The following is a 22,394-nucleotide window of genomic DNA, read 5'->3' on the forward strand; positions in this document are numbered from 1 at the left end:
ATGAGGTAATCTTCTGCGATACCCCACAGCCTCCATCTTTCCTCCTCCATCCCAGGATTATTTCCCCAAAAATCTCAAAATATCCGCATTTAATTCGTATGCATGTTCAAAAGGAATCATGTGGGTTGCATCTTTGTAGATCTTGAGCTCAGCATGTGGAATTTCTTTGGCTATCATTTCGGTATGATCCTGTTTAATCACATCTTTATCCCCTGCAATCACTAAAAACGGGCTTTGTATTTTTGAAAGATCTTTTTTGCTGATGTGTGGTTCTTTCAACATGATCATTACTAATCTGCGTTCGTCAAATTTTTCCGGCTTATTCTCAACATTCAGTACCAGAAGCTGGTTTTTCATATGGGTGATCAGTCTTTCATCAACACCTTCGGGAAAAGCGTTAGCTCCGATAGCAATTAATTTATTAAGGTTTTCCGGATATTTTAAAGCAAATTCAAGTCCTGTGATTCCGCCATCACTCCAACCGCCAATATTAATTTTCTTTAATTTCAATTGATCTGCAAGTGCTTTTATATCCTCTGCAAATTGGATATAGGTAAATGGTCTATGAGAAGTATCCGTACTCTTACCCTGTCCTCTTGTATCTACAACTATTACTTTGAACTGCTTCGAAAGAACGGAAATCTGCTGATAAAAATCTTTTATACTCCCTGAATTTCCATGAAGAAGAAAAAGAGGTTCCCCTTCCCCGTAGATTTCGTAGTAAAGCTTTGTATCTTTTAATTCAAGATAATTACCTGTCGATTTATTTTTCCCGTAGCCGGAATTCTCAGATGCTGCCTGATATTGGGAAACATCAGAAATCAACCCTTCAAGATCATCTCCTAAAGCCGCAACTTCATCTTTGGTATTTTTCGCGCTTTTATCCACTTTTACATCGATATTAATGGCCGGTGCTGCCAGAGTCATTTTCTCCCAATCTCCATAAAATTTCCTGATAAATCCTGTACGGAACAATGCTGCACTGATATTGACTCTCCCTTCAAATTCTTTCAAAAACTGGATTCCGACAAAAAACTTCCCCTGTATCCAAATATTATGTTCGTTCACATCCAGTGTATAGGTTCCTTCCTTGATCATATCCTGTGTAAGTTCCACCGTGATCTCTTCATCCAGAATATTTTCACCGGGAAATCCATTTTTCTCGCTGTAAATACTATACCGCATCAGTACCGGTTTATCGGAAGTATAGCTGGCAATATTCAGATTGATACTTTTGATTTTGGATCGTTTGCTGGCATTAAATTCCAATGCCGTTTCACCAAGAAAATCTTCTTTTTTAAATTTAGGATTTACTGAATACAGAACATGTTTCGTCTTGGTATTGACACCCCAGTTTTTATCAACCAGCTTCTTGACTTTAATGTTGACTTCTTTTATATTCTTTACCTTTTCTTTTAAAAATATCTGTCTGTGATCCTGCTTTCTGAAATTCTGTACAGTTTCAGAATAGGGCTCGTAACCGGGAACTTCTATTTTGAGTTTTCGCGAAGCATCCAGTCCGGACAGATCAACAGAGAAATTTCCTTTTGCATCGGAAACTGTTCCTGCATTTTCTTTTTCTACTCCAATCTTCACGTAAGGAACAGGCTGGTTTTCATTTTTAGAAATGACTGTTCCGGAAATCACCTGTGCATCAAAAGAACAAGCAGCTAAAAGAAATAAAATATTCAGTTTTTTCATGGTGTAAGTTTGCTGCAAAATTCTTTATTTCCAGCATTACACACTCATAACAGCTTATTAAATTTAAGGCCAGTTTAGTTAAATTTTCTGTAAAATATCACCGATTATGATTAGAATTCTAAAAAATATATAACCTTTTATTTCTTACAGGATATTCATGATATCTTCCCATGAATGAACTCTTCTAAAATTTTCGTTTTCAATCAGTTCGTTGTGAGGTTGAGTAAAAATTAATTTTTCGCCAACAAAATGATCCAGATTCTTAGGATAGTCATCGATCATTACATCTCCGTGAACCACTCTTTTACTTCCACATAAAACAATTTGTTCCCAGCCAATAAACGGAAAATGTTCTGCAAGCCAGTCAAATTTTTCTCTCAGGCTGTTCGGAAATTCCATTCCGGCTGAAACGATGTAAAGTTCATACTTGCTGTTAATATATTCCAAAGCATCGCGGCTTCCTTCCATTACGGGAAGTGTTCTGAAAAAACCTACTTCATTAACGTGTTTCTTTCCATTGGGGAATGCTTCAATTTCAGGCATTCCTGCAAGTCCGCTGATCTCAATTTCTTTTCCGGAGTCTCTTTTTTCAAACTTCACAAGCTGATGATACACATCTGCCATTACCCCGTCCATGTCTACAATTACTTTTTTCATTATTTAAAATCAGATTTAGCATTATTAACCATTAAAAATTAAGCCTTCCAGCTCATCAAAATTACTTAATGTCTTTCCTGAAATCCCTATTACTCATATTAAATAAATCTTAAAATTATTATTTTTAAACGCTATTGCTTTCAAAAAATAAATTTGGGTATTTGCATATCATTACGTAAAACTTTTCTAGTTACATTTTCGTACTTTTGCCGCTCAATACAAAATCAATATCAAACCATTACATTCCAATGAATTACGTTTCTGTAGAAAATCTTACTAAATCTTATGGCATCAAAGTCTTATTCGAAAACATCTCTTTTCATGTAAATGAAGGGGACAAAATAGCCATTGTTGCCAAAAACGGAAGCGGAAAATCTACCCTTCTTAAAATTTTAATGGGGAAAGAAATTGCAGACAGCGGAACTGTGAATATTAATAAAGACATCCAGGTGGTTTTATTTGACCAGGAGATCGATTTTGATTCTGATCTTACCATTGATGAGTTTATGATGACCCTAGATTCTGCGCCGATTCAGGCTCTGAAAAATTATCATAAATCGCTTCTTTCTACAGATTATGATTTCATTGAAAAAGCTTTGGCTGAAATGGAAATCCATAAAGCATGGGATCTGGAGAATGATATGAAACAAATTCTTTCTCAATTGAAGATTACAGATCTTGACGCCAAAATGGGAACACTTTCCGGAGGACAGATCAAACGTGTTGCTTTAGCAAAATTGCTGACTGAAACAAGAGCCGAACACAGACATACTCTTCTGATCATGGATGAGCCGACCAACCACCTTGATGTAGAAATGGTAGAATGGCTTGAAAGCTATCTAAGCAAGGCCAAAATCACATTAATTCTGGTTACTCACGACAGGTATTTCCTGGATGCAGTCTGTGGAATTATCTGGGAAATGGAAGATAAAAACCTGTATTTCCATAATGGTTCTTATGCGACTTATCTTGAAAACAAAATGATTCGTGAGGATAATTTGAATTCCACCATCGACAAAGCCAATAACCTTTACAGAAAAGAATTGGAATGGATGCGAAGACAGCCCAAAGCAAGAACTACAAAATCGAAATCCAGACAAGATGACTTTTACGAAACTGAAAAAATAGCAAAAACGGATACAAGAAAAGAATCTCTGGAGCTTGATTTCGAAATGAAGAGGCTTGGAAACAAAATTCTGGAGCTTCGGGATATTTCCAAAAGCTATGGTGATAAATTGTTATTGAAAGATTTCAGTTATCAGTTTCAACGAGGTGAGAAAGTAGGAATTGTAGGAAAAAATGGAGCTGGAAAATCTACATTACTGAATATCATACAAGGTCTTGAGCCAAAAGATTCCGGAGAAATTGAAACCGGAGAAACCATCAAATTCGGATATTTTTCACAAAAAGGACTGAAATATAAAGAAGATGAAAGAGTCATTGATTTTATCAAAGAAATTTCTGAAAACTTTCCTTTAGCCAATGGAAAAACGATTTCTGCATCACAATTCCTGCGACTGTTTCTTTTTGATGATCAGACCCAATATTCGCCTATTTCAAAACTTTCGGGGGGTGAAAAAAGAAGGCTTCATCTGATGTACATTTTATATCAGAATCCTAACTTCCTGATATTTGATGAGCCTACCAACGATCTGGATCTTCCGACATTGACTGTACTGGAAAATTTCCTGCTGAACTTTCAGGGCAGCTTGATTATTGTATCTCACGACAGATACTTTATGGACAGAATTATTGACCATGTTCTGGCTTTTGAAGGGGAGGGAAAAATCAGAGACTTTATAGGAACTTTCTCAGAATACAGAGAAGCTAAGAGCCGCGAAGATGCACTGGAAAAAAATGCATCATCCAAACCGGAACCTGTAAAAGAAATTGTTGTAGCAGCAACACCAGAAGTTTCTCAGACTTCTTCCTCAAAAAGAAAAATGTCTTTTAAAGAACAAAGAGAACTGGAAACTATAGAAAAAGAAATGCCTGAACTGGAACAAAGACGCGCCAAGATCATGGATCAGCTTAACAATGAAACGGAATACGAAAAGGTTGCCAAGCTTTCTGCAGAACTGGAAACGATTTCTGAAAAGCTGGAGGAATATGAGATGAGATGGCTGGAGCTTCAGGAAATTTAAATAAGTTATAGATTTTTAGAGTAAGAGCGTATAAGATTTTATATCAATCGCTTTTACTCTAAAAACCTCAAACTCTACTATAAGTAAACTACTTTCTCCCCTTTTGAACTTTCCACAGAAGCATCTATAATTTTCATATTCTGAACGACTTCTCTTCCCTGTGATGGAAGTGCATAGCCAAAGACTATAAATTCGTAGATCTGTTGGTAATAATCCATATAATTTCCGGGCTCGCTTGAAGTCAGAATTCTTTCTGTTTCTGAATTTTCATTTAAAAAGTTTAGAATTCCATCAGTTCCTTCTAAAGGTTCAGTCCATTCATTCCCATACACTGGTATAGCTCCTGCAACCAGTTCATTTTCTTGATTATCGGTTCTTTCCTGCAGAAAACTTCCTTTTTCTCCGTGAATAGCATAAGCGTAATGAGCCTCTTTGGTAAAAACAGATGATTTCAGTCTAACCCTCAAGCCATCTTTATAATATAGAAGGATTTCAAAATAATCATTGGCATATTCTTCTCCTTTCATAGAGAAAACGTCTGCAAATAATTTTTCAGGGTATCCAAAATACTGTACTGCCTGATCTACAAGATGGGCACCAAGATCATGAAGTGAGCCGGAACCGGTTTGTTGTGGATCTTCTTTATGCTGCTTCCCGCTTGGTGTAGTTCGGAATCTGTCGAAACGGATCTCCGCTTCTTTAATAGTCCCCAGTTTCCCTTCGCTCAGTATTTTATGTACCTGTAAAAAATCTCGGTCAAATCTTCTGTTTTGGTATACACTTAAGAATAAGCCCTTTTCTTCTGCAAGATTCACAAGCTGCTCTGCTTCTGAAACACTTACCGTAAAAGGTTTTTCGACGATTATATTTTTCCCTGCTTCAAGTGCCATTTTAGCATATTCAAAATGCGTCTGTACAGGTGTATTGATAATCACAAGTTCAATATCTGCATTTTGAAGCATCTCTTCTACTGAACGGTAGATTGTTGCTTGCGGATATTTTTCTTTAGATTCTTCTTTGGTTCTTTCTACGACAGCAGCCATAAAAAATCCCGGATGTTCTTTCAAAAATGGAGCATGAAATACTTTTCCGCTCATTCCAAAGGCACAGAGTCCTGCTTTTATCAATTGCATATGTATATTTTTTAAACAAATATATTCAATAATCCTCAGTTTAGCAGCTTACAAAAGCAACCTGTACTATTATCAGATTCTTAAGATATGATAAAAATCATTTTATTGTTTTTATTAATTCTAAATTAATCTTTTTCAAATTCCTATTTTTGCCGCTATTTAAAACTATTCTACATAAAAATAATAAATGAAAAAACAGCTAGCTTCTTTAGGATTTTTATTGACAGCCTTATCTTTAAGTGCCCAAATGAAAAACCTTGAAACTGATACCATCAGGTCTCAAACCATTGAAGATATTAATCTTCACAAAACTGGAAATCCCAATCAGGCAAAAACATTATCTACAAAGTCTGCACTTACGGTAATGGAAAATCCTCAGGCCATCTCAATCGTTACACACGAAATCATTGAACAGCAACAAGCGAAGCAACTGGGCGATGTTATTCAAAATATAAACGGTATGTATATCACTTCATCCAGAGGAAATTCTCAGGATAGTTTCGGAGGCCGTGGTTTTATTTTAGGTAATGATAATATTTTTAAAAACGGAACGAGGGTTAACAGCGGAGTATTTCCTGAAGTAAGCGGTTTGGAAAGAGTTGAGGTATTGAAAGGAGCTAACGCTATGCTTTACGGAAATACAGCTGCAGGAGGGATCATCAATATGATCACAAAAAAACCTAAATTCAAATTCGGAGGAAGCCTAGGACTTAACGGAGGAAGTTGGAATTCCTATAAGCCAACCGTCGACATTTATGGTCCGTTATCAAAAAACATTGCATTCAGAATAAACGGTGCCTATGAATATGCTGAAAGTTTCAGAGATGTGGTAGAATCACAGAAACATTACTTCAACCCCTCCATCTTATTCAACTTAGGTCCAAAGTCTCAATTAATCGTAGAAGCCGATTATCTCAAAAATAATTTTACTCCGGATTTCGGGATTGGTTCTATTACCAATAAAGACCTGAGCTATTCTTTGAACAATGATGTTGACAGGAATACATTTTTCGGTACAGACTGGCAATATCAAAATGTAGAACAGGCTTCAACGAATGTGACATTCAATCATCAAATAAGTACCAACTGGACATTGAATGCAGTTGCCTCTTACCAAAATTATGTAAAGGACTACTTCTCATCTGAGCGCGTACAATGGGGATATGATAAAAAAATATCTGATACTCGTTTATCCTGGACAAGACCCTTTAATAAAACAAACAACAGAAATAAGTATGGCTCTGCACAGGTAAATATTAACGGAGAATTTAACACTGGAAAAATAAACCACAAATTATTAATTGGAGCTGATGCTGATTACAACCAGTCTGACGCTTATGCATTTAATGTAATAGCTCCAACCAATGTTCTATTTCTGGATGATCCTTCAACATGGGGAAATATCGCAATGCCAGACAGTGGTGAGAATTCGTTGACTAGAATCAATACAAGAAGAGTTGGAGCTTACGTACAGGATTATATAAGCTTAAATAAACAATTTAAAGTGATAGCAGGTATCCGTTGGTCTTATGTAGAAAATATGCCCTCTATAAAAACCACCTATGCAACAGCTGCAAAGCCTTTAGATAAGAGTTTGGTTCAAAATTCGGCAACATCTGATCAGGCATTTTCACCAAAGGTGGGGCTGGTTTATATGCCTGACGATAATCTTTCTGTGTTTGCAACTTATACGAATTCATTCGTTTCAAATGCTGGATATATGTCTAATGAAATTGGTTCTTTAGATACTTCCGGTACTGTTGCACAGGTGAGAGACAGAGTTAATGCACTTCAGAAACAAGGTATAAACCCTACTACGATTGATCAGTACGAAATCGGAGCGAAGAAAAACCTTTGGAATAATGCCATTGCTATTAATCTTACTTTGTATCAGATTTTTCAAAACAATAATTATCAAAACTTTTTTTACGTAGATAACACCGGAACTGTACAGACCCCTGACACTAACCTTAAGGAATTTGCGGGTAAAATGAGAAGCCGCGGTGTTGAAGTGGATATTACAGGAAATCCTACAGAAAACCTTTCCATTATCGGTGGTTTCTCATATAATAATTCTGTTTATATCGATACTCCTGAAAAAGGATATGTAGAAAAACAAAGACTGGTAAGAACTCCTGCTACTACAGCCAATGCATCGGTATTTTATAAATTCACAAATTATGCAAAAGGGCTAAAAGTAGGAGCCGGTATTTATTATATCGGAGACAGAATTGCTGGTTGGAATGATTCAAAGTCTACCAATGTGACGAGAAAGGATGTAAGCAGAATGTTTGAATTAAAAGACTATACAACGGTGACCGTTTCCGTAGGATATGAATGGAAAAAATTCTCAATCCAGGGGAAAGTGGGGAACTTATTCGATGTAGTTAATTATAATGTACACGAAAATTATTCGGTAAACCCTATTACTCCGAGAAACTATTATTTCACAATGACATACAAACTTTAGAATTAAATACCGGAATATTTCATCATTCAAAGGGGAAATTGCATTTTTGCAGTTTCCTTTTTTAAATTAAACAAAACAATACGATATGGATAAGATCAAGGACACACGAAGTTTCATGAGAATCACACACCGCTATCTGGGATATTTTCTGGCAGGCATAATGGCTGTGTATGCACTAAGCGGAGTTTTGCTGGTTTACAGGGATACAGATTTCCTTAAAAAGGAAAAGAAATATGATAAAACCGTAGCTGTCAATCTTTCAGAAAAGGAGCTGGGAAAAGAATTAAAGATCAAAGGTCTTGAAATAGAGAAAACAGAAGGAAATATCCTTCATTTTAAGCAGGGAACTTATGACACTGCATCGGGAAAGGCACAATATTCTAAAATGGAACTGCCATTTTTGCTGGATAAAATGGTAAAACTCCATAAATCCCAGTCAAAGGAAACATTGTCACCTCTGAATACATTTTTTGGAATCTCCTTATTTTTCTTTGTAATTTCAAGTTTCTGGATGTTTAACCCTAAAACAAAAGCTTTTAAAAGAGGAATCAAATTTGCTATTGCAGGCCTCATTATTTCGATTATCCTGTTGTGTATTTAGATTACAAAATTATCAAAAAAACAACCAAATAATTCACATTCCCATTCTGCTTAAATTAACACTTTTTCTGAGTTTTTATCTAAAATTAAGAAGCTTGGCACATTTCTTGTTTTTTCTTTAACCTACAAATGATAACATTTAATTATTAAAATAATAAATTATGAAAAAACTAATTTTTGCAGGAATATTGGCAGCAACAGGTTTGACTGCGACAGCTAATGCTCAGATTCAAAAAGGTAACTGGCTAGTAGGTAGTAAATTAATCTCCAGTAATTTTGGTTTAAACACCGGAGGAGGATATAATATCGCTATACAGCCACAAGGTGCTTACTTTATTCAGGATAATGTAGCAGTGGGTGGATATGTAGACTTGGGTATTAATAAAGTTACTAATGGAAGCCCTACAGAATTTACTTACGGTGTAGGTGGTTTGGGTCGTTATTATCTATCACCGGGAGAAAAAGGTGTTGATAACTTACTTCACCACGGAAGATGGTTCCTAGAAGGTAACGTAGGTATCGGAGGAAGATCAGTAGAAAATGCAGATTCTACAACTGGTTTAGATTTTGGTGCTGGTCCTGGGTATTCTTATTTTATTACACCAAACATCGGAATTGAAGGTTTAGTAAAATATAAAGGTAGAGCAGGATTCGGTAGCGAAGGTTTAAATTCAAATATTACTTTCAACGTAGGATTCAGTATTTACTTACCTACTTCAAAAGCTAAGGAAGTAGCGAATGATGTAAGAAATTAATCATTTCAACTTACCTCATAAAAAATGAAATCGCCCCGAAATAAATTTCGGGGCGATTTTCGTACAAATTAAAACTAAACTATAAAAAATCAAATAAATCATGTATTGGGTTGGGGCGTATATCTTAGATACGGTTTTACTTCTGTAACTCCTTTCGGGAATATTTTTCTGGCGTCTTCTGTAGAAATTGCCGGAGGCACAATAACATCGTCCCCGGTTTCCCAATTGACGGGAGTTGCTACTTTGTGCGAATCAACCAATTGGAGGGAATCAAGAACCCTAAGGATCTCATTAAAGTTTCTTCCTGTAGAAGCCGGATAAGTAATGATCAATCTTACTTTTTTATCAGGATCAATGATCAGCAGAGAACGGACGGTAGCAGTAACCGATGCGTTTGGATGAATAAAATCATAAAGCTCAGAAATTCTTCTGTCTTTATCCGCGATAATAGGAAACTGTACATCGGTGTGTTGGGTTTCATTGATATCTTTGATCCAATTCTGATGATCTTCTACTCCATCCACACTTAAAGCAATAACTTTGGTTTCTCTTTTATCAAACTCTGATTTCAGCTTGGAAGTATACCCTAATTCTGTAGTGCATACCGGTGTATAATCCGCAGGATGTGAAAATAAAATTCCCCATGAGTTTCCTAAGAATTCATGGAATTTAATATCACCTAAAGACGTCTCTGCATGAAAGTCCGGTGCTGTATCTCCTAGTTTGATTGACATAATATTCTGCTTTTATAGTCTACAAATTTAGTAGACTTTTTGGAACTGGCAAATTTTTTGTTGAAAATTTATATCTTTAATTAAAATTTTATTCATGGAGAAAATTGGACACAGCTACATAGACGTAATTTACAGGGTTTTGGAAAGCTGGTATATGAGGTTTGCCGAGCTTACCCCGAAGCTTATTGTCGGGATTTTGGTATTTTCTTTTTTTCTTATTACCAGTAAATATCTGAGCATAGGTGCTGTAAAACTATTTCATAAATTTTTTCCTAAAAGCCAAAAGGAAAGCTCTCTTGTTACGTTAATAAGTATATTCAGGTTTCTGATCATGCTGATGGGAACTTTCATTGCACTGGAAATTATGGGCTTCAGTGGATTCCTCTGGAAGTTTATCGGAAGTTTGGGAGTAGCCGGGGTTATTGCCGGGGTTGCACTAAAGGATTTGGTTTCTAGTATCTTTTCGGGAATGCTTATCGGTATTGACAAAGCGTTTAAAATAGGAGATTATATCACAATAGGAGCTCATTCCGGAACAGTTCAGGAAATAGGTTTCTTAACGACAAAACTCATTACGGATGATGGAAAGAAAGCTTATATTCCCAACCAGGTTATTTTTAATGCTCCTTTTTATAATATTACAGCTTCACCACAACGGAGAATTATTTTAAATTTTGAAATTCCGGCAGATGAAGATATCAGCAAAGCACAGAAAGGAATGCTGGATGTTATTAAGAATCTTGATAGTGTAGACCGACTGGATACATCAGAAGTTATTTTAACGGATCTTAAACAGGGTAATTTTAACCTCCAGGCTAAGTTCTGGATGAAGGTAGGCGCCAGCATGGTTCAGTTAAAAAGCGAAGCTTATCTGAAGATCAAGGAGCGTCTGGATGCTGACCATATACAACTCGTAACGCCTACGAGCATCAGCATTACAAATGGCGAACCTCTTCCCATTGAAAATCAGAATCAATAAAAAAATAGTAACCGCTTTAATAAAGGCGGTTTTTTATTTCTTATTTATTTACAGTGCTTTAAATTAAGACTATCATTCCGGTGTAGTTTGATAACGGAATGATCTGGAACCAAGGGCGGACCAATTATAACACAGAACAGACATTTTCCACATCGTGGTTAAAATAAAAGACCGTTCCAAAAATGGAACGGTCTTTCTATTTATTTAAAAGTTCAGGCTTATGCTAAAACTTCTTTTACTTTGTTTGCAGCTTCTTCCAAAGTAATTGCTGAATGTACAGGAAGACCTGAATCATCAATTAATTTTTTAGCTTCTACAGCGTTAGTTCCCTGTAATCTTACGATCAACGGAACCGGAAGGCTACCCATTGCTCTGTAAGCATCTACAACTCCCTGAGCTACTCTGTCACATCTTACGATACCACCGAAGATATTGATCAGGATTGCTTTTACGTTAGGATCTCTAAGGATGATTCCGAAAGCAGTCTGTACTCTCTGAGCATCTGCAGTACCTCCTACGTCAAGGAAGTTAGCTGGGTTACCACCAGATAATTTGATGATATCCATAGTTGCCATTGCAAGACCAGCTCCGTTTACCATACAAGCAACGTTACCGTCAAGTTTTACAAAGTTAAGACCAGCTTCACCAGCTTCAACATCCATTGGATCTTCTTCTCTTGTATCTCTCAATTCAGCTAAGTCTTTGTGACGGAACAATGAGTTGTCATCCAAAGTTACTTTAGCATCTACAGCGATAATTTTGTTATCAGAAGTTTTCAACACAGGGTTGATTTCGAAAAGAGAAGCATCAATTCCTGTATAAGCATTGTAAAGAGAAGCAATGAATTTTGTGAATTCTTTGAATGCATTTCCTTCAAGACCTAAGTTGAAAGCAATTTTTCTAGCCTGGAAACCTTGAAGACCTAAAGCAGGATCAATGATTTCTTTGTGGATCAAATGAGGAGTTACTTCAGCAACGTGCTCAATATCCATACCTCCTTCAGTAGAATATACGATTGTATTTTTACCTTCAGCTCTGTCTAAAAGAATAGAAACATAAAATTCTTTAGTTTCAGTTTCTCCCGGATAATAAACATCTTCTGCAACCAAAACAGAGTGTACTTTTTTACCTTCAGCAGAAGTTTGTGGAGTTACCAACTGCATTCCGATGATATTCTGAGCGTTTTCTTTAAGTTTATCCATGTTTGGAGAAAACTTAACACCCCCACCTTTACCACGACCACCTGCGTGAATCTGTGCTTTTACAACCCAAGCCTGCGCTCCGGTTTCAGCAGTCAATTTTTCAGCAGCTGCTACAGCCTCATCTACGTTATTCGCTACGAAACCACGTTGGATAGCTACTCCATACTTTGATAAAATCTCTTTTGATTGATACTCGTGAAGATTCATATTATTTTTATTATTTTATTTTAAAATTTAAAGGTTGACAAATTTACTAAAAAGAGTTTAGATTTAAAGAATTACCATAGAGAAGTTGAAAGCAAATTTCAAATTATGACAAAAATCAACCTTCTTATTTTAACTCCTCTGCCGTCATGACCTTTTCATTAAGAATATTTTCCCACAACCTGTAATCGGAAACTCTGAAGCCGTTATGGGAAAGTCTGAAATAAAAATCATAAGATCCTCCCACAATTCCTTTTTCAGGCATGTACACCAGTCTATCTATTCCCCTATGCTCATTGTATCCGTCGATGTTCCACCATCCGTCAAAAGTCCAGAACTGATAGGCTGTATTTCCCTTAATTCTATATTCTTTAGACAGATAATTTCTGAAAGAGAACGGATCACTAAGATTTCGGAGACGATCTAAGTCTCTTACATCCATGATGAATTTTCGCCCGGGGAACTGTTCTTTAAAACTCTTCTCAACCTCATTTACCGTGACTTTCTGTTCAGATATGTTAAGCGTTCCGTATGAAGAAACCAAAGGCCCTTTCAGGGAGGTAATATTGAAAAACTCAGTCAGACAAAGTTTAGAAACATAATACCTGTTATTTACCTTTTTGATCAGTTTGAAATCTAGCCTCTTTTTTTCCGGAGTATTGGAAACCAACCAATCTGAAACTATTTCTTTTACTTTTGATTTTGAAATTATATCCTCTTTGCTTAATTTCTCAAAATCCAGGACAGTCCAGTTCTGTCCTCTCTCATCTGTTCCCGGGAGAATGCTCTCATCAAGATCAGGAAGTACTGAAAGTAAGAGTATATGATTTGGGCTAAGATAAACATTATACATATTTACATTTTTCCTGATTCCATACAATTCAGACGTATCCAGTGTATACGTTTCAACTTTAAAATCGGTCTTTAGACTGTCCAGAAAGAAATATTTCTGGGGAAAGGCTAAACAAGGTGTGAATCCGAGCAAGAATAGGATTCTTTTCATTAATTTCATTTGTGCTGATTAATTTTTAATTGACTTTCTATAACATAAAAAAGCGATCACAAACCAATAAAAAATAGATCCAGTAAAAAAGTCTTATTTTTTTATCTATCTGTTAAATTTGTTTTATTCTTCAGATAATTTTTCAGACTGTGACCCTATAAACGGAATTTTAGGAGCCAGGAAATATCCCGTCAGACTGGCAAAAAGAATCGGGACAAAATAGGTAAATCCGGTTAAAGTTCCCAGAATAATCGTAGTACTCATCGGAGTCCTTGTCACGCAGGCATTGATGGCAGCCATACAGCTTACAATTGCTAAGGTAGTATCTACAGTAGGAAATAACTGATGAATAATCAGTCCTAAAGTTGTTCCCACAAAAAACAGAGGAATAATGAAACCTCCCCTCCATCCAGAAGTTACGGTAACAGCAATTGCAATGATTTTAAAGACCAGAATCACGATTAAAAAGTTCAGTGCAAAATTCCCGTTAATCAGTTGGTTGATCTCATGATGACCGAAATATCTTGTCATGGGAAAGTTATAGGCAATAATCCCCAAAATAATTCCACCAGCCAAAGTTTTCACATAGATAGGAAACGGTCTGTATTCAAAAACTTTTTTGAAAAATTTCACGACAAAAATAAAGATCCATCCAAAAATCGTTGCTACCACACCAAACAAAAAAGCATAAATAAAATCATACACTCCCGAATAATGATAGGCCTTCAAATCCCACGTTGCCCCGATTCCCAAATGAATAATCAAAGCAAACATCACATAGCTGAAACAGCTGGCTACCAAAGCCGGAATAATGGCTTTATAATACTCTACTGCATGTCTGTGATGCAGAATTTCAAGTGAAAAGAGACTTCCTCCCAGAGGAGCACCAAACAAAGCGGTAAAGCCTGAAGCCATACCTGCAATACTTAGAGAACGTAATTCTTCTCCTTTCAGTCTGAAAATTTTCCCAAGCCAGGTTCCTGTAGATCCAGTCACCTGAACCAATGGTGCCTCCGGACCAAGACTTCCTCCGGATGCTACACAGAACAATGACGAAAGGATCATGGAAGGATTGTTTTTTGGATCCAGTTTTCCTTTGTTAAATCTGATATTATTAACGATCAGGTGTATTTCGCCGGGATCTCCGATAAAGTGAATTACAAGTCCTGCCAGTAATCCACAAATGGCCATGGTAGGAATCACCATCCATCCCTGAAACTGCACTAAAAATTCTGTAAAATGTTCCAATATAATCCAGTAACCACCCGCAATTGCTCCACCTACAAGACCGGTGAATGCCCACATGAAAAAAGTACGGCTGAATACAAACGGATTGAATCTTATAGGCTGGTCCAGAAGATTAAATGTTTTTATTAACCGTCTTCTTCTATTGATTTTCATTTTAATTTATTTTAAATATTAAAAGAATATCATCATTTGTCTTAAAAGTATTTTTGTCTATTCAAACTTTAATACAATTGGCTGGGAAAATTGCTGCACAATTGCTTTTTTATCATAAAACAGGGGTTTTTCAAGGCCTCCGATTGCATATAAAAACAATGCACTGATGATATTGAATTCGGTTCCGGATGTACCGCTGTATTGTACATTCTTGAATTTACCGTCCACATCAATGATGAAGGTAAGTTTACACCTGTAGGTTCCTTCACCGATTTCATCTACCAAATACACAGGAAAATTTGCAGTCACCTGTTTTTTCAAATCTTCAAGCTGTTTATAATTTTCAATTTGGGTAACATCGACAGACTTACTTTTTATCTGATTTTGCGGAGTATTTTCTGGTGGAGATACAGTGGATTCAGCCTGAATTTCGTTACTCGTCTTAAACAAAATACTTTTATCGATTTTCCCAATGATCACATCTTTGTCATATATGTCCTGATACAGATTTTTTAGGCTTTTTAATTTTTCGGTGTAAAAAACTCTGTATTTCTCAGAATATAAACCGGGATCTTTTTTATAATCATAACGACCTGTACTGTCCGAAAAACGTTTTTGTATATTTTTCACTTCCGTGAAAATTTTTCCATTATGCAATTGCATCTTTCCTTGTGCATTTACCTTTTGAATGCTTAGAAAAAAAGTGATGAGCGTAATAAAAAACAGGGTAAGGCAGTTATTCATTTTTTTATTTTTCAGAAGGCACAGTCTATCATCGAGAGTGCCTTCTTTTTGTAGATTGAACTACTGATTATATTTTTGTTTTGGCGAAATACCAGATCAGCATTCCCCAGCTTAAAATCATAAAGAGACCTCCAAGAGGAGTAATGGGTCCTAAAAATTTCAAGTTGGCTCCCAGATAATCCTGTAAACTCAGGAAATAAATACTGAAAGAAAACAATAGGGTTCCGGCGATCATTAAAATAGAAATCCATTTTTGTGATGAGGTATCAAATTTTAAGATATATCCTACAATCAATAAAAAGAATGCAGCATACATCTGATATCTCACTCCTGTTTCAAAACTTTCCAGTCTTTCAACAGACAATATTTTTTTTAAAGCGTGCGCGCCAAAAGCTCCCAGAATAACTGACAGCATTCCATATGCAGCACCGAAAATTAAAGTAATTGTTTTCATTTTATAATTCTTCTAATTCTAGATTTAAATATTTTTTTGTTTTGTAATCCTGCCAGGTTCCCACCATTTTACTGCCTTTCATATCCGCTTCTATAAGCGCTTTCGGCATCCATTGATTCGTATCCTCACTATAATAATCATTTTCTGTGATTGAGATATGGCTTCCATTCAACTTCCCGTTCCACTCAATTAGTTTCTTATTTTTATCATACCAGTATACAGCAGAAAAAGACGTTTTATCATGATCTCCATATAGATATCTGATCAAAACAGTAATGGGATATTTATGGTCTATTTTACCTTTAAACAATTTATACTGAATACCAGTAGCATCCGGTTTTTCAGAACCCGAAAGAAGATTTTTTGCATAAGGGCTCCAGTATTTTTCCAGATCTTTGTAAGGAATTTCAATGGTGTGTCTTCCCAGATCATCCAATGCTCTCATTGCATGATTGGAACATCTTCCGGCCACAAAAGTCAGTTGATCCTTTCCAAAAAAAAATTCGATATACCTTAAGGTATGCTCCATAAAGCAGTCTTCATACATCGCAATCTGATCCTGAACTTCTACATCCGGATCTTTCTCTGCCCGTAATTGAACAAGAAAGTCATCCACTCTCTTCTTTACTTTTTGATTGATTATATTTTCAATGGTTTTAACTGCACCAGGCTTAAACAGATCCTGACAATTGATCAAATTTCCTGTCCTCAGATCAAAATTATACGATTTTGAGAAACCCTCAGGATAAGCTCCTGATGCCTCTCCTTCCATACTAATGCTTAAAATATTTTTAGGCGTTTCTAATTTTTCCCAGCTGTAAAAATAGAGATAATTGGTAGAGGCTATCGTCGCCGAAGAAGCCTTCTTAAAAGGATTGGGTCCGGAATCCGGTACATATTCCAGCTCATTGACCTGCAGAAAAGTATTGATCTTCTTTTCGATCAAAGAATTCTGTGGATAGGAAATCACGGGAAATACAGCTTCTTCAGATTTCGGCTGGAGATCACTGATCTTCACATTTTTCTGTTGCGAAAAACTTAAACCCGAAATCAATAGAAAGAAGAGTATTTTCCTTTTCATTATTCCTTACTTTATAAAGATTAAAATAATTTTTGCAACCAAGGTTGAAATGCCCAGTATAATAAACACATTGGACAGTTTTTTAGAATTTCTAAATCCTGGCGATGTCGTTTTCTTCAGAAAAATTCCAAAGGCGATAAATATAAGGGGTAAAATGATCTGCAGCATTATTGAGCTCTTAATCTGTTAAATTCATTAATAACTTCATGATGACTCACCGTTTTATCTTTGAAATACGTTACAAAATGTTGCTTTTCCTCTTCAGTAGCACCCATTTGATTTAAAATATTCAATAAGTGCATTTTCATGTGTCCTTTCTGAATACCGGTGGTTACTAAAGAACGAAGTGCTCCGAAGTTTTGGGCAAGGCCGGAAACAGCAAGAATACTCATCAGCCCCTGTGCAGAAGGTTTTCCAAGAAGTGCCAGTGAGAATTTTACCAGTGGATGCAGATTGGTAAGCCCTCCTACTACTCCCACAGAGATCGGAAGATCAATCCAGAATCTGAAAATTCCGTTATCTATTGTACAGTGCGTTAAAGACCTGTATTGTCCGTCTCTCGCAGCATAGGCATGAGCACAGGCTTCTGTTGCTCTAAAGTCATTTCCCGTGGCGATTACTACTGCATCTACCCCATTCATAATTCCTTTATTGTGAGTTGTCGCGCGGAAAGGTTCTATTTCAGCAATGGTAACTGCCTGTTTGAACTTTCTTGCAAATTCTTCATTGGAAATTCCACTGTCATCTTTTAAATCTTCGATTTTACATGAAACCTCAGCTCTTACCAGACAGTCCGGTGTAAAGTTGGAAAGAATATTCATCACAATCTGAAGTGAGTTCTTTTCCTCCTGTGTAAAATCTTCACTTGTTGCAATCTCCTGCTTTAATGTTTTTCCGAACTGCTCAAGACATGAATTGATAAAATTCGCACCCATGGAATCTACCGTATCAAAGCTTGCTTTAAGCTGATAGTAATTCGGCATTTCAGCAGTTTTGTCTACAAGTTTGATATCTAAAATCCCTCCCCCTCTATTTCTCATATTTGAGGTGATAGCCTCTGTAGTTTCAAACAGTTTTTTCTTTAAATTAAAATTAAAGAAATGTAAAAGTTTATGAGGTTCTACATTAAATATAAAGTGGGTATGTCCTAATTTTTCATTGTTAATAATAGTGGTTTTAAAACCTCCTTTATCAATCCAGAATTTGGCAGCTTTAGAAGCTGCAGCTACTACTGAACTTTCTTCAACAGCCATTGGAAGCGCGAATAGTTTGCCGTCAATTAAGAAATTGGGAGCAATTCCATAGGGCATATAGAAATTGGAGATCGTATTTTCAGAAAACTCTTCATGAAGTTTCTGAAGATCAGCATTTTCGTTCCAGTATTGTTTTAATATATTTTGATATTCTTCTTTTCCTTCAAGGTATTCGCTTACAAGCCAATCGATTTTTCCCTGTTTTGTAAGTTTAGAGAAACCTTCTACCGGTTTATGATCCATAGCATAAATTTAATAGGTGTAAAGATAGTAATTTTGTCAGTCTCCATTGTTGATAACTTCCATAGAAAAAAGTTGATAATTATATATTTTGGAACTATTTTTGGATAAAGTTCTGATACAAATTGTAACACCCAGCGAAAAATATGAATTTTGAACGCCTGAAAGAAAAACTCGAAATCCTTGCTGATGCGGCGAAATATGATGTTTCCTGCTCATCCAGCGGAGGTACGAGAAAAAATAAAAAAGGCGCTTTAGGAGACAGCTCTGTAAGCGGGATCTGTCACACTTATACAGAAGATGGTCGATGTGTTTCCCTGCTCAAAATTTTACTGACCAACCATTGTATTTTCGACTGTGCTTATTGTGTATCTAGAAGTTCCAATGATATTAAACGGGCAGCATTTACGGTGGAAGAAGTGGTGGATCTCACTATAAATTTTTATCGTAGGAATTATATTGAAGGTCTGTTTCTGAGTTCCGGAATTTTCAAAAATGCAGATACTACGATGGAACGTCTGGTACGGGTTGCAAAAAGATTAAGGACTGAAGAAAATTTCAATGGCTACATTCATTTAAAATCTATTCCCGGTGCCAGTGATGAACTGATGCAGGAAGCTGCGTTGTATGCAGACAGGCTTTCTGTCAATATTGAGATTCCTACAGAAAGTGGATTGAAGCTGCTGGCTCCTGAAAAAAACCGCCAGGATATGATCAATCCTATGCGTTATATCCAGAAAGGAATCGACCAATATAAAGAGGAGAAGAAAATTTTCAGAAAAGTTCCGAAATTTGCCCCGGCGGGACAGTCTACCCAGATGATCGTAGGTGCTACCAATGAAAATGATCTGCAGATTATAAAAGTTGCTGACCATTTTTATAAAAACTTCAATATGAAAAGAGTGTATTATTCCGGATATGTTCCTGTTCTGGAAGATAAAAGACTCCCCTCTTTGACAACCGAAGTTCCGATGCTTCGTGAAAACCGTTTGTATCAGTCGGATTGGTTAATGAGATTTTATGGTTTTAAAGCCGAAGAAATTCTCGACCCCAATATGCCCTTTTTAGATTTAGAAGTCGATCCAAAGCTGAGCTGGGCTTTAAGGCATCTGCATCAATTCCCGGTTAATCTGCAAACTGCGGATTACCAAATGATTTTAAGGATTCCGGGAATTGGAGTAAAAACAGCACATAAAATCGTTCAGGCGCGCCGTTTTCAGGTTTTGAATATGGATCATTTAAAAAAACTAGGAGCTGCTGTGAACCGGGCAAAGTATTTTATAGACTTTAATGCAGGAAATGCATACTTGCGGTATTTAACAGATAAAAATTTAAGAAAACTGCTCATCGGTGGAAGTTCATCTAAATTTCACAACCAGTTTTCGCAGCAGTTGACTTTATTTTGATCATATCCTTACCATTCTGACCACAAACCTGGAGTATTTACACATTACATTTCTCTAATCGTCTTTTCTCTATGATCCTCACCCCATTTTTCCATAGAAGTCAACACTTCCTGAAGACTTTTACTATAGGGTGTCAATTCATATTCCACGGTAACAGGCTTGGTATCAAGAACTGTTCTGCTCACCAAACCATTGATTTCCAGCTCCTGCAATTCTTTAGATAAAATACGCGGTGTAATCCCCACTTCCCGGGACAATTCTCCAAACCGTCTTTTTCCACTCATCAAGACTGTCACTAAGACTAATTTCCATTTTCCCCCTACCACATCCAGTGTATCTTTAATGGCGCGGATAGATCTCTGGCATGTTTCTTTCGTATGCATAAGTATCCTTTTTGTAACTACTATCCTTTATGTAACACATGATAAATTTAGAGTTTTTTTTCTGAAATTTGACTTATAAATAAAAGCACTTACAATGATACAGAGAACAATAGCATCAGTAATACAGGGTTCATGGAGACAGGGTTTCCTAGGAAATGGACACAGAGCATTAAATGTGTTGGAAAATATTCCCTACGAGAATTCCGATCCGTTTATTGTATTTATGGATGATGACCTGAATCTTCCCGGAGGCCCTGCAGTAGGCGGACCTCATCCTCATGCAGGAATTGAAACATTAACTCTTGTTTTACAGGGTGACGAAAAAGACCTGCTAACAGGCAGTCTTGAAATCATGACTGCAGGGAAAGGAATTATTCATACAGAAGAAATCTCCACGGAAAAAAATGTACATTTTCTGCAGGTTTGGATTGTACTTCCTCCTGACAAACGTTGGACGCAGCCATTTTTCCAAAAAATACTGTTGGAAGATGTACCTAAGATCATCACGGATCAATATGAAATAAGGATCTACAGTGGCGAAAGCAACGGGCTTACCTCTCCTGTTAAAGACTACACTCCTTTCAGCTTAATAGATTACCGAATGGAAAAAAACGCACAGATCGTTCAGGAAATCCCGGGAGATTATAATGGTTTGATTTATATGCTGGAAGGCTCAGTTAGTATTGCCGGAAAAACGATCAAAACCGGACAAACCGGATGGCTAAATAAGGCGGCAACCCATGAAAACAGCCAGTTGATTTTTGATACCAATGAAGAAACCGCCCGTTTTGTCTTGTACGCAGGGCAGCCGCATAATGCTTCCGTGGTACAGCATGGGCCATTTGTAGCAGATAGCGCAGAAGATATTTCAAGACTTTACCGAGAATACCGTCACGGTGAAATGCCACATCTGAACAGCCTCCCTGAATCGCAAAAAATCCAGTATTTTAAAGAATCAAAATAACTGAATAAATCTATAAAAAAAGGACACTCACAATTCTTTATGAGCGTCCTTTTTGTCTATTTTTGTATGGAATACATTTACATGACCAATATATAGAATGATGACCACGCTGATTTATGACGGAAGTTTTGACGGTCTTTTAACAGCAGTATTCGAAGTCTTCGAATACAGGTATAAAGATGTTGAAATAATCAGCAAAGGGCGTTTTCATCAGGAGAATATGTTCGCCGAAATTCATGATGTAATTACACAGAATGATAAAGCAGAAAGGGTTTTAAATAAACTCGAACAGAATATTGGTAAATCAGGAATCCATCAGCTATTGAAGGTGTTTTTATCCGAAGATTCTGAGTCTGAAAAAATTATCTTATCCGCAATACAGCAATCTATACAGCATCCCCAGGAAAATATACTTCAAAACTATGCTGATTGTGATATTTTAAAAATCTCAAAGATCTGTAAATCCGTGGATCGTGAAAGACATAGAATGACCGCTTTTGTTCGCTTTGAGAAAATGTTGGATGGTGTCTTTTTTGCGAAAATAGATCCTGATTTTGATGTTTTACCGTTAATACGGAAGCATTTTAAAGACCGTTATCAGGATCAGAAATGGATGATCTATGACCTGAGAAGAAATTATGGCTTGCTGTATGATCTTGAGAACTGTGAGTTCTTTTATCCTGAAGAAAAATTAGATCTGCATCAGTATCAACAGAAATTCCATGACGAGGAAAAGAACTATCAGACCCTTTGGCAGCGTTACTTTACGAAAACCAATATTGTTGAACGAAAGAATTTAAAACTCCATATTCAGCATGTTCCAAAGAGATACTGGAAATATCTGACCGAAAAATCGTAGCAGATTCTTAAAAATTTTAACAGCTGA

General features: G+C 36.4%; 20 protein-coding genes. 8 read left to right on the plus strand and 12 right to left on the minus strand.

Translation table 11 applies throughout. The features are described from left to right. Nucleotides 1–57 precede the first annotated feature (57 nt). Complete coding sequence (locus IW16_RS25870; RefSeq protein ID WP_051890532.1) at nucleotides 58–1,701, minus strand: alpha/beta fold hydrolase; 1,644 nt, start codon at nucleotides 1,699–1,701, stop codon at nucleotides 58–60. A gap of 144 nt (nucleotides 1,702–1,845) precedes the next feature. After that, nucleotides 1,846–2,358, minus strand: a complete 513-nt coding sequence (locus tag IW16_RS20900; protein WP_034749210.1) for a 5' nucleotidase, NT5C type — start codon at nucleotides 2,356–2,358, stop codon at nucleotides 1,846–1,848. Between the two features lie 248 nt (nucleotides 2,359–2,606). Between IW16_RS20900 and IW16_RS20905 the strand changes: the two genes are divergently transcribed. Further along, on the plus strand, nucleotides 2,607–4,502 hold the full coding sequence (locus tag IW16_RS20905) for an ABC-F family ATP-binding cassette domain-containing protein (RefSeq protein ID WP_034749211.1): 1,896 nt from the start codon (nucleotides 2,607–2,609) through the stop codon (nucleotides 4,500–4,502). Nucleotides 4,503–4,579: 77 nt separating this feature from the next. Here IW16_RS20905 and IW16_RS20910 read toward each other — a convergent pair whose 3' ends face one another. Continuing rightward, the gene (locus tag IW16_RS20910; RefSeq protein WP_034749214.1) at nucleotides 4,580–5,635 is read right to left on the minus strand and encodes a Gfo/Idh/MocA family oxidoreductase; all 1,056 of its coding nucleotides are present in this window, start codon (nucleotides 5,633–5,635) and stop codon (nucleotides 4,580–4,582) included. A gap of 187 nt (nucleotides 5,636–5,822) precedes the next feature. Between IW16_RS20910 and IW16_RS20915 the strand changes: the two genes are divergently transcribed. From IW16_RS20915 to IW16_RS20925, 3 genes are all read left to right on the plus strand, one after another. Further along, a complete protein-coding gene (locus tag IW16_RS20915; RefSeq protein WP_034749216.1) occupies nucleotides 5,823–8,105 on the plus strand; it encodes a TonB-dependent siderophore receptor in 2,283 nt (760 codons plus the stop codon). An 85-nt stretch (nucleotides 8,106–8,190) separates the two neighbouring features. After that, nucleotides 8,191–8,706 (plus strand): membrane protein, encoded by a 516-nt coding sequence (locus IW16_RS20920; RefSeq protein WP_034749218.1) that lies wholly within the window; start codon nucleotides 8,191–8,193, stop codon nucleotides 8,704–8,706. A gap of 160 nt (nucleotides 8,707–8,866) precedes the next feature. After that, nucleotides 8,867–9,460 (plus strand): hypothetical protein, encoded by a 594-nt coding sequence (locus IW16_RS20925; RefSeq protein WP_034749220.1) that lies wholly within the window; start codon nucleotides 8,867–8,869, stop codon nucleotides 9,458–9,460. A gap of 98 nt (nucleotides 9,461–9,558) precedes the next feature. On the opposite strand, the gene IW16_RS20930 is transcribed toward IW16_RS20925, so the two are convergent. After that, on the minus strand, nucleotides 9,559–10,194 hold the full coding sequence (locus IW16_RS20930) for a peroxiredoxin (protein ID WP_034749222.1): 636 nt from the start codon (nucleotides 10,192–10,194) through the stop codon (nucleotides 9,559–9,561). Nucleotides 10,195–10,288: 94 nt separating this feature from the next. On the opposite strand from IW16_RS20930, the gene IW16_RS20935 reads away from it, so the two are divergent. Further along, on the plus strand, nucleotides 10,289–11,173 hold the full coding sequence (locus tag IW16_RS20935) for a mechanosensitive ion channel family protein (protein WP_034749224.1): 885 nt from the start codon (nucleotides 10,289–10,291) through the stop codon (nucleotides 11,171–11,173). Nucleotides 11,174–11,391: 218 nt separating this feature from the next. Here IW16_RS20935 and sucC read toward each other — a convergent pair whose 3' ends face one another. The 7 genes from sucC to IW16_RS20970 all read right to left on the minus strand — a co-directional run bounded on the left by sucC (nucleotide 11,392) and on the right by IW16_RS20970 (nucleotide 18,758). After that, the gene (sucC, locus tag IW16_RS20940) at nucleotides 11,392–12,582 is read right to left on the minus strand and encodes an ADP-forming succinate--CoA ligase subunit beta (protein WP_034749225.1); all 1,191 of its coding nucleotides are present in this window, start codon (nucleotides 12,580–12,582) and stop codon (nucleotides 11,392–11,394) included. 124 nt (nucleotides 12,583–12,706) lie between these two features. Continuing rightward, nucleotides 12,707–13,582: a hypothetical protein gene (locus IW16_RS20945; RefSeq protein WP_084694599.1), complete on the minus strand. Its 876-nt coding sequence runs from the start codon at nucleotides 13,580–13,582 to the stop codon at nucleotides 12,707–12,709. A 123-nt stretch (nucleotides 13,583–13,705) separates the two neighbouring features. Then, a complete protein-coding gene (locus IW16_RS20950) occupies nucleotides 13,706–14,983 on the minus strand; it encodes a chloride channel protein (RefSeq protein WP_034749226.1) in 1,278 nt (425 codons plus the stop codon). A gap of 57 nt (nucleotides 14,984–15,040) precedes the next feature. Continuing rightward, nucleotides 15,041–15,727, minus strand: coding sequence for a hypothetical protein (locus IW16_RS20955; protein ID WP_034749228.1), 687 nt, complete (start codon nucleotides 15,725–15,727; stop codon nucleotides 15,041–15,043). Nucleotides 15,728–15,794: 67 nt separating this feature from the next. After that, nucleotides 15,795–16,181 (minus strand): DUF423 domain-containing protein, encoded by a 387-nt coding sequence (locus IW16_RS20960; protein ID WP_034749230.1) that lies wholly within the window; start codon nucleotides 16,179–16,181, stop codon nucleotides 15,795–15,797. A gap of 1 nt (nucleotide 16,182) precedes the next feature. Beyond that, nucleotides 16,183–17,262, minus strand: a complete 1,080-nt coding sequence (locus IW16_RS20965) for a hypothetical protein (RefSeq protein ID WP_034749232.1) — start codon at nucleotides 17,260–17,262, stop codon at nucleotides 16,183–16,185. A 167-nt stretch (nucleotides 17,263–17,429) separates the two neighbouring features. Further along, entirely contained in the window at nucleotides 17,430–18,758 is a 1,329-nt protein-coding gene (locus IW16_RS20970; protein WP_034749233.1) for a hydroxymethylglutaryl-CoA reductase, degradative, read from the minus strand. Nucleotides 18,759–18,901: 143 nt separating this feature from the next. On the opposite strand from IW16_RS20970, the gene IW16_RS20975 reads away from it, so the two are divergent. Continuing rightward, complete coding sequence (locus IW16_RS20975; RefSeq protein WP_034749234.1) at nucleotides 18,902–20,161, plus strand: putative DNA modification/repair radical SAM protein; 1,260 nt, start codon at nucleotides 18,902–18,904, stop codon at nucleotides 20,159–20,161. 44 nt (nucleotides 20,162–20,205) lie between these two features. On the opposite strand, the gene IW16_RS20980 is transcribed toward IW16_RS20975, so the two are convergent. Beyond that, the gene (locus tag IW16_RS20980) at nucleotides 20,206–20,544 is read right to left on the minus strand and encodes a winged helix-turn-helix transcriptional regulator (RefSeq protein WP_034749237.1); all 339 of its coding nucleotides are present in this window, start codon (nucleotides 20,542–20,544) and stop codon (nucleotides 20,206–20,208) included. A gap of 94 nt (nucleotides 20,545–20,638) precedes the next feature. On the opposite strand from IW16_RS20980, the gene IW16_RS20985 reads away from it, so the two are divergent. Further along, a complete protein-coding gene (locus IW16_RS20985) occupies nucleotides 20,639–21,508 on the plus strand; it encodes a pirin family protein (protein ID WP_034749240.1) in 870 nt (289 codons plus the stop codon). 100 nt (nucleotides 21,509–21,608) lie between these two features. Next, nucleotides 21,609–22,367 (plus strand): TIGR03915 family putative DNA repair protein, encoded by a 759-nt coding sequence (locus IW16_RS20990; protein WP_034749748.1) that lies wholly within the window; start codon nucleotides 21,609–21,611, stop codon nucleotides 22,365–22,367. Nucleotides 22,368–22,394 lie beyond the last annotated feature (27 nt).

Origin of the sequence: Chryseobacterium vrystaatense (assembly GCF_000737765.1) — a bacterium.
In the GTDB taxonomy this organism is placed as follows: Bacteria; Bacteroidota; Bacteroidia; order Flavobacteriales; family Weeksellaceae; genus Chryseobacterium; species Chryseobacterium vrystaatense.

Excerpts from the sequence above, each read along its gene's own strand:
- IW16_RS25870 (WP_051890532.1), bottom strand. The coding sequence starts at position 1,701 with ATGAAAAAACTGAATATTTTATTTCTTTTAGCTGCTTGTTCTTTTGAT.
- IW16_RS20900 (WP_034749210.1), bottom strand. The coding sequence starts at position 2,358 with ATGAAAAAAGTAATTGTAGACATGGACGGGGTAATGGCAGATGTGTAT.
- IW16_RS20905 (WP_034749211.1), top strand. The coding sequence starts at position 2,607 with ATGAATTACGTTTCTGTAGAAAATCTTACTAAATCTTATGGCATCAAA.
- IW16_RS20910 (WP_034749214.1), bottom strand. The coding sequence starts at position 5,635 with ATGCAATTGATAAAAGCAGGACTCTGTGCCTTTGGAATGAGCGGAAAA.
- IW16_RS20915 (WP_034749216.1), top strand. The coding sequence starts at position 5,823 with ATGAAAAAACAGCTAGCTTCTTTAGGATTTTTATTGACAGCCTTATCT.
- IW16_RS20920 (WP_034749218.1), top strand. The coding sequence starts at position 8,191 with ATGGATAAGATCAAGGACACACGAAGTTTCATGAGAATCACACACCGC.
- IW16_RS20925 (WP_034749220.1), top strand. The coding sequence starts at position 8,867 with ATGAAAAAACTAATTTTTGCAGGAATATTGGCAGCAACAGGTTTGACT.
- IW16_RS20930 (WP_034749222.1), bottom strand. The coding sequence starts at position 10,194 with ATGTCAATCAAACTAGGAGATACAGCACCGGACTTTCATGCAGAGACG.
- IW16_RS20935 (WP_034749224.1), top strand. The coding sequence starts at position 10,289 with ATGGAGAAAATTGGACACAGCTACATAGACGTAATTTACAGGGTTTTG.
- sucC (WP_034749225.1), bottom strand. The coding sequence starts at position 12,582 with ATGAATCTTCACGAGTATCAATCAAAAGAGATTTTATCAAAGTATGGA.
- IW16_RS20945 (WP_084694599.1), bottom strand. The coding sequence starts at position 13,582 with ATGAAAAGAATCCTATTCTTGCTCGGATTCACACCTTGTTTAGCCTTT.
- IW16_RS20950 (WP_034749226.1), bottom strand. The coding sequence starts at position 14,983 with ATGAAAATCAATAGAAGAAGACGGTTAATAAAAACATTTAATCTTCTG.
- IW16_RS20955 (WP_034749228.1), bottom strand. The coding sequence starts at position 15,727 with ATGAATAACTGCCTTACCCTGTTTTTTATTACGCTCATCACTTTTTTT.
- IW16_RS20960 (WP_034749230.1), bottom strand. The coding sequence starts at position 16,181 with ATGAAAACAATTACTTTAATTTTCGGTGCTGCATATGGAATGCTGTCA.
- IW16_RS20965 (WP_034749232.1), bottom strand. The coding sequence starts at position 17,262 with ATGAAAAGGAAAATACTCTTCTTTCTATTGATTTCGGGTTTAAGTTTT.
- IW16_RS20970 (WP_034749233.1), bottom strand. The coding sequence starts at position 18,758 with ATGGATCATAAACCGGTAGAAGGTTTCTCTAAACTTACAAAACAGGGA.
- IW16_RS20975 (WP_034749234.1), top strand. The coding sequence starts at position 18,902 with ATGAATTTTGAACGCCTGAAAGAAAAACTCGAAATCCTTGCTGATGCG.
- IW16_RS20980 (WP_034749237.1), bottom strand. The coding sequence starts at position 20,544 with ATGCATACGAAAGAAACATGCCAGAGATCTATCCGCGCCATTAAAGAT.
- IW16_RS20985 (WP_034749240.1), top strand. The coding sequence starts at position 20,639 with ATGATACAGAGAACAATAGCATCAGTAATACAGGGTTCATGGAGACAG.
- IW16_RS20990 (WP_034749748.1), top strand. The coding sequence starts at position 21,609 with ATGACCACGCTGATTTATGACGGAAGTTTTGACGGTCTTTTAACAGCA.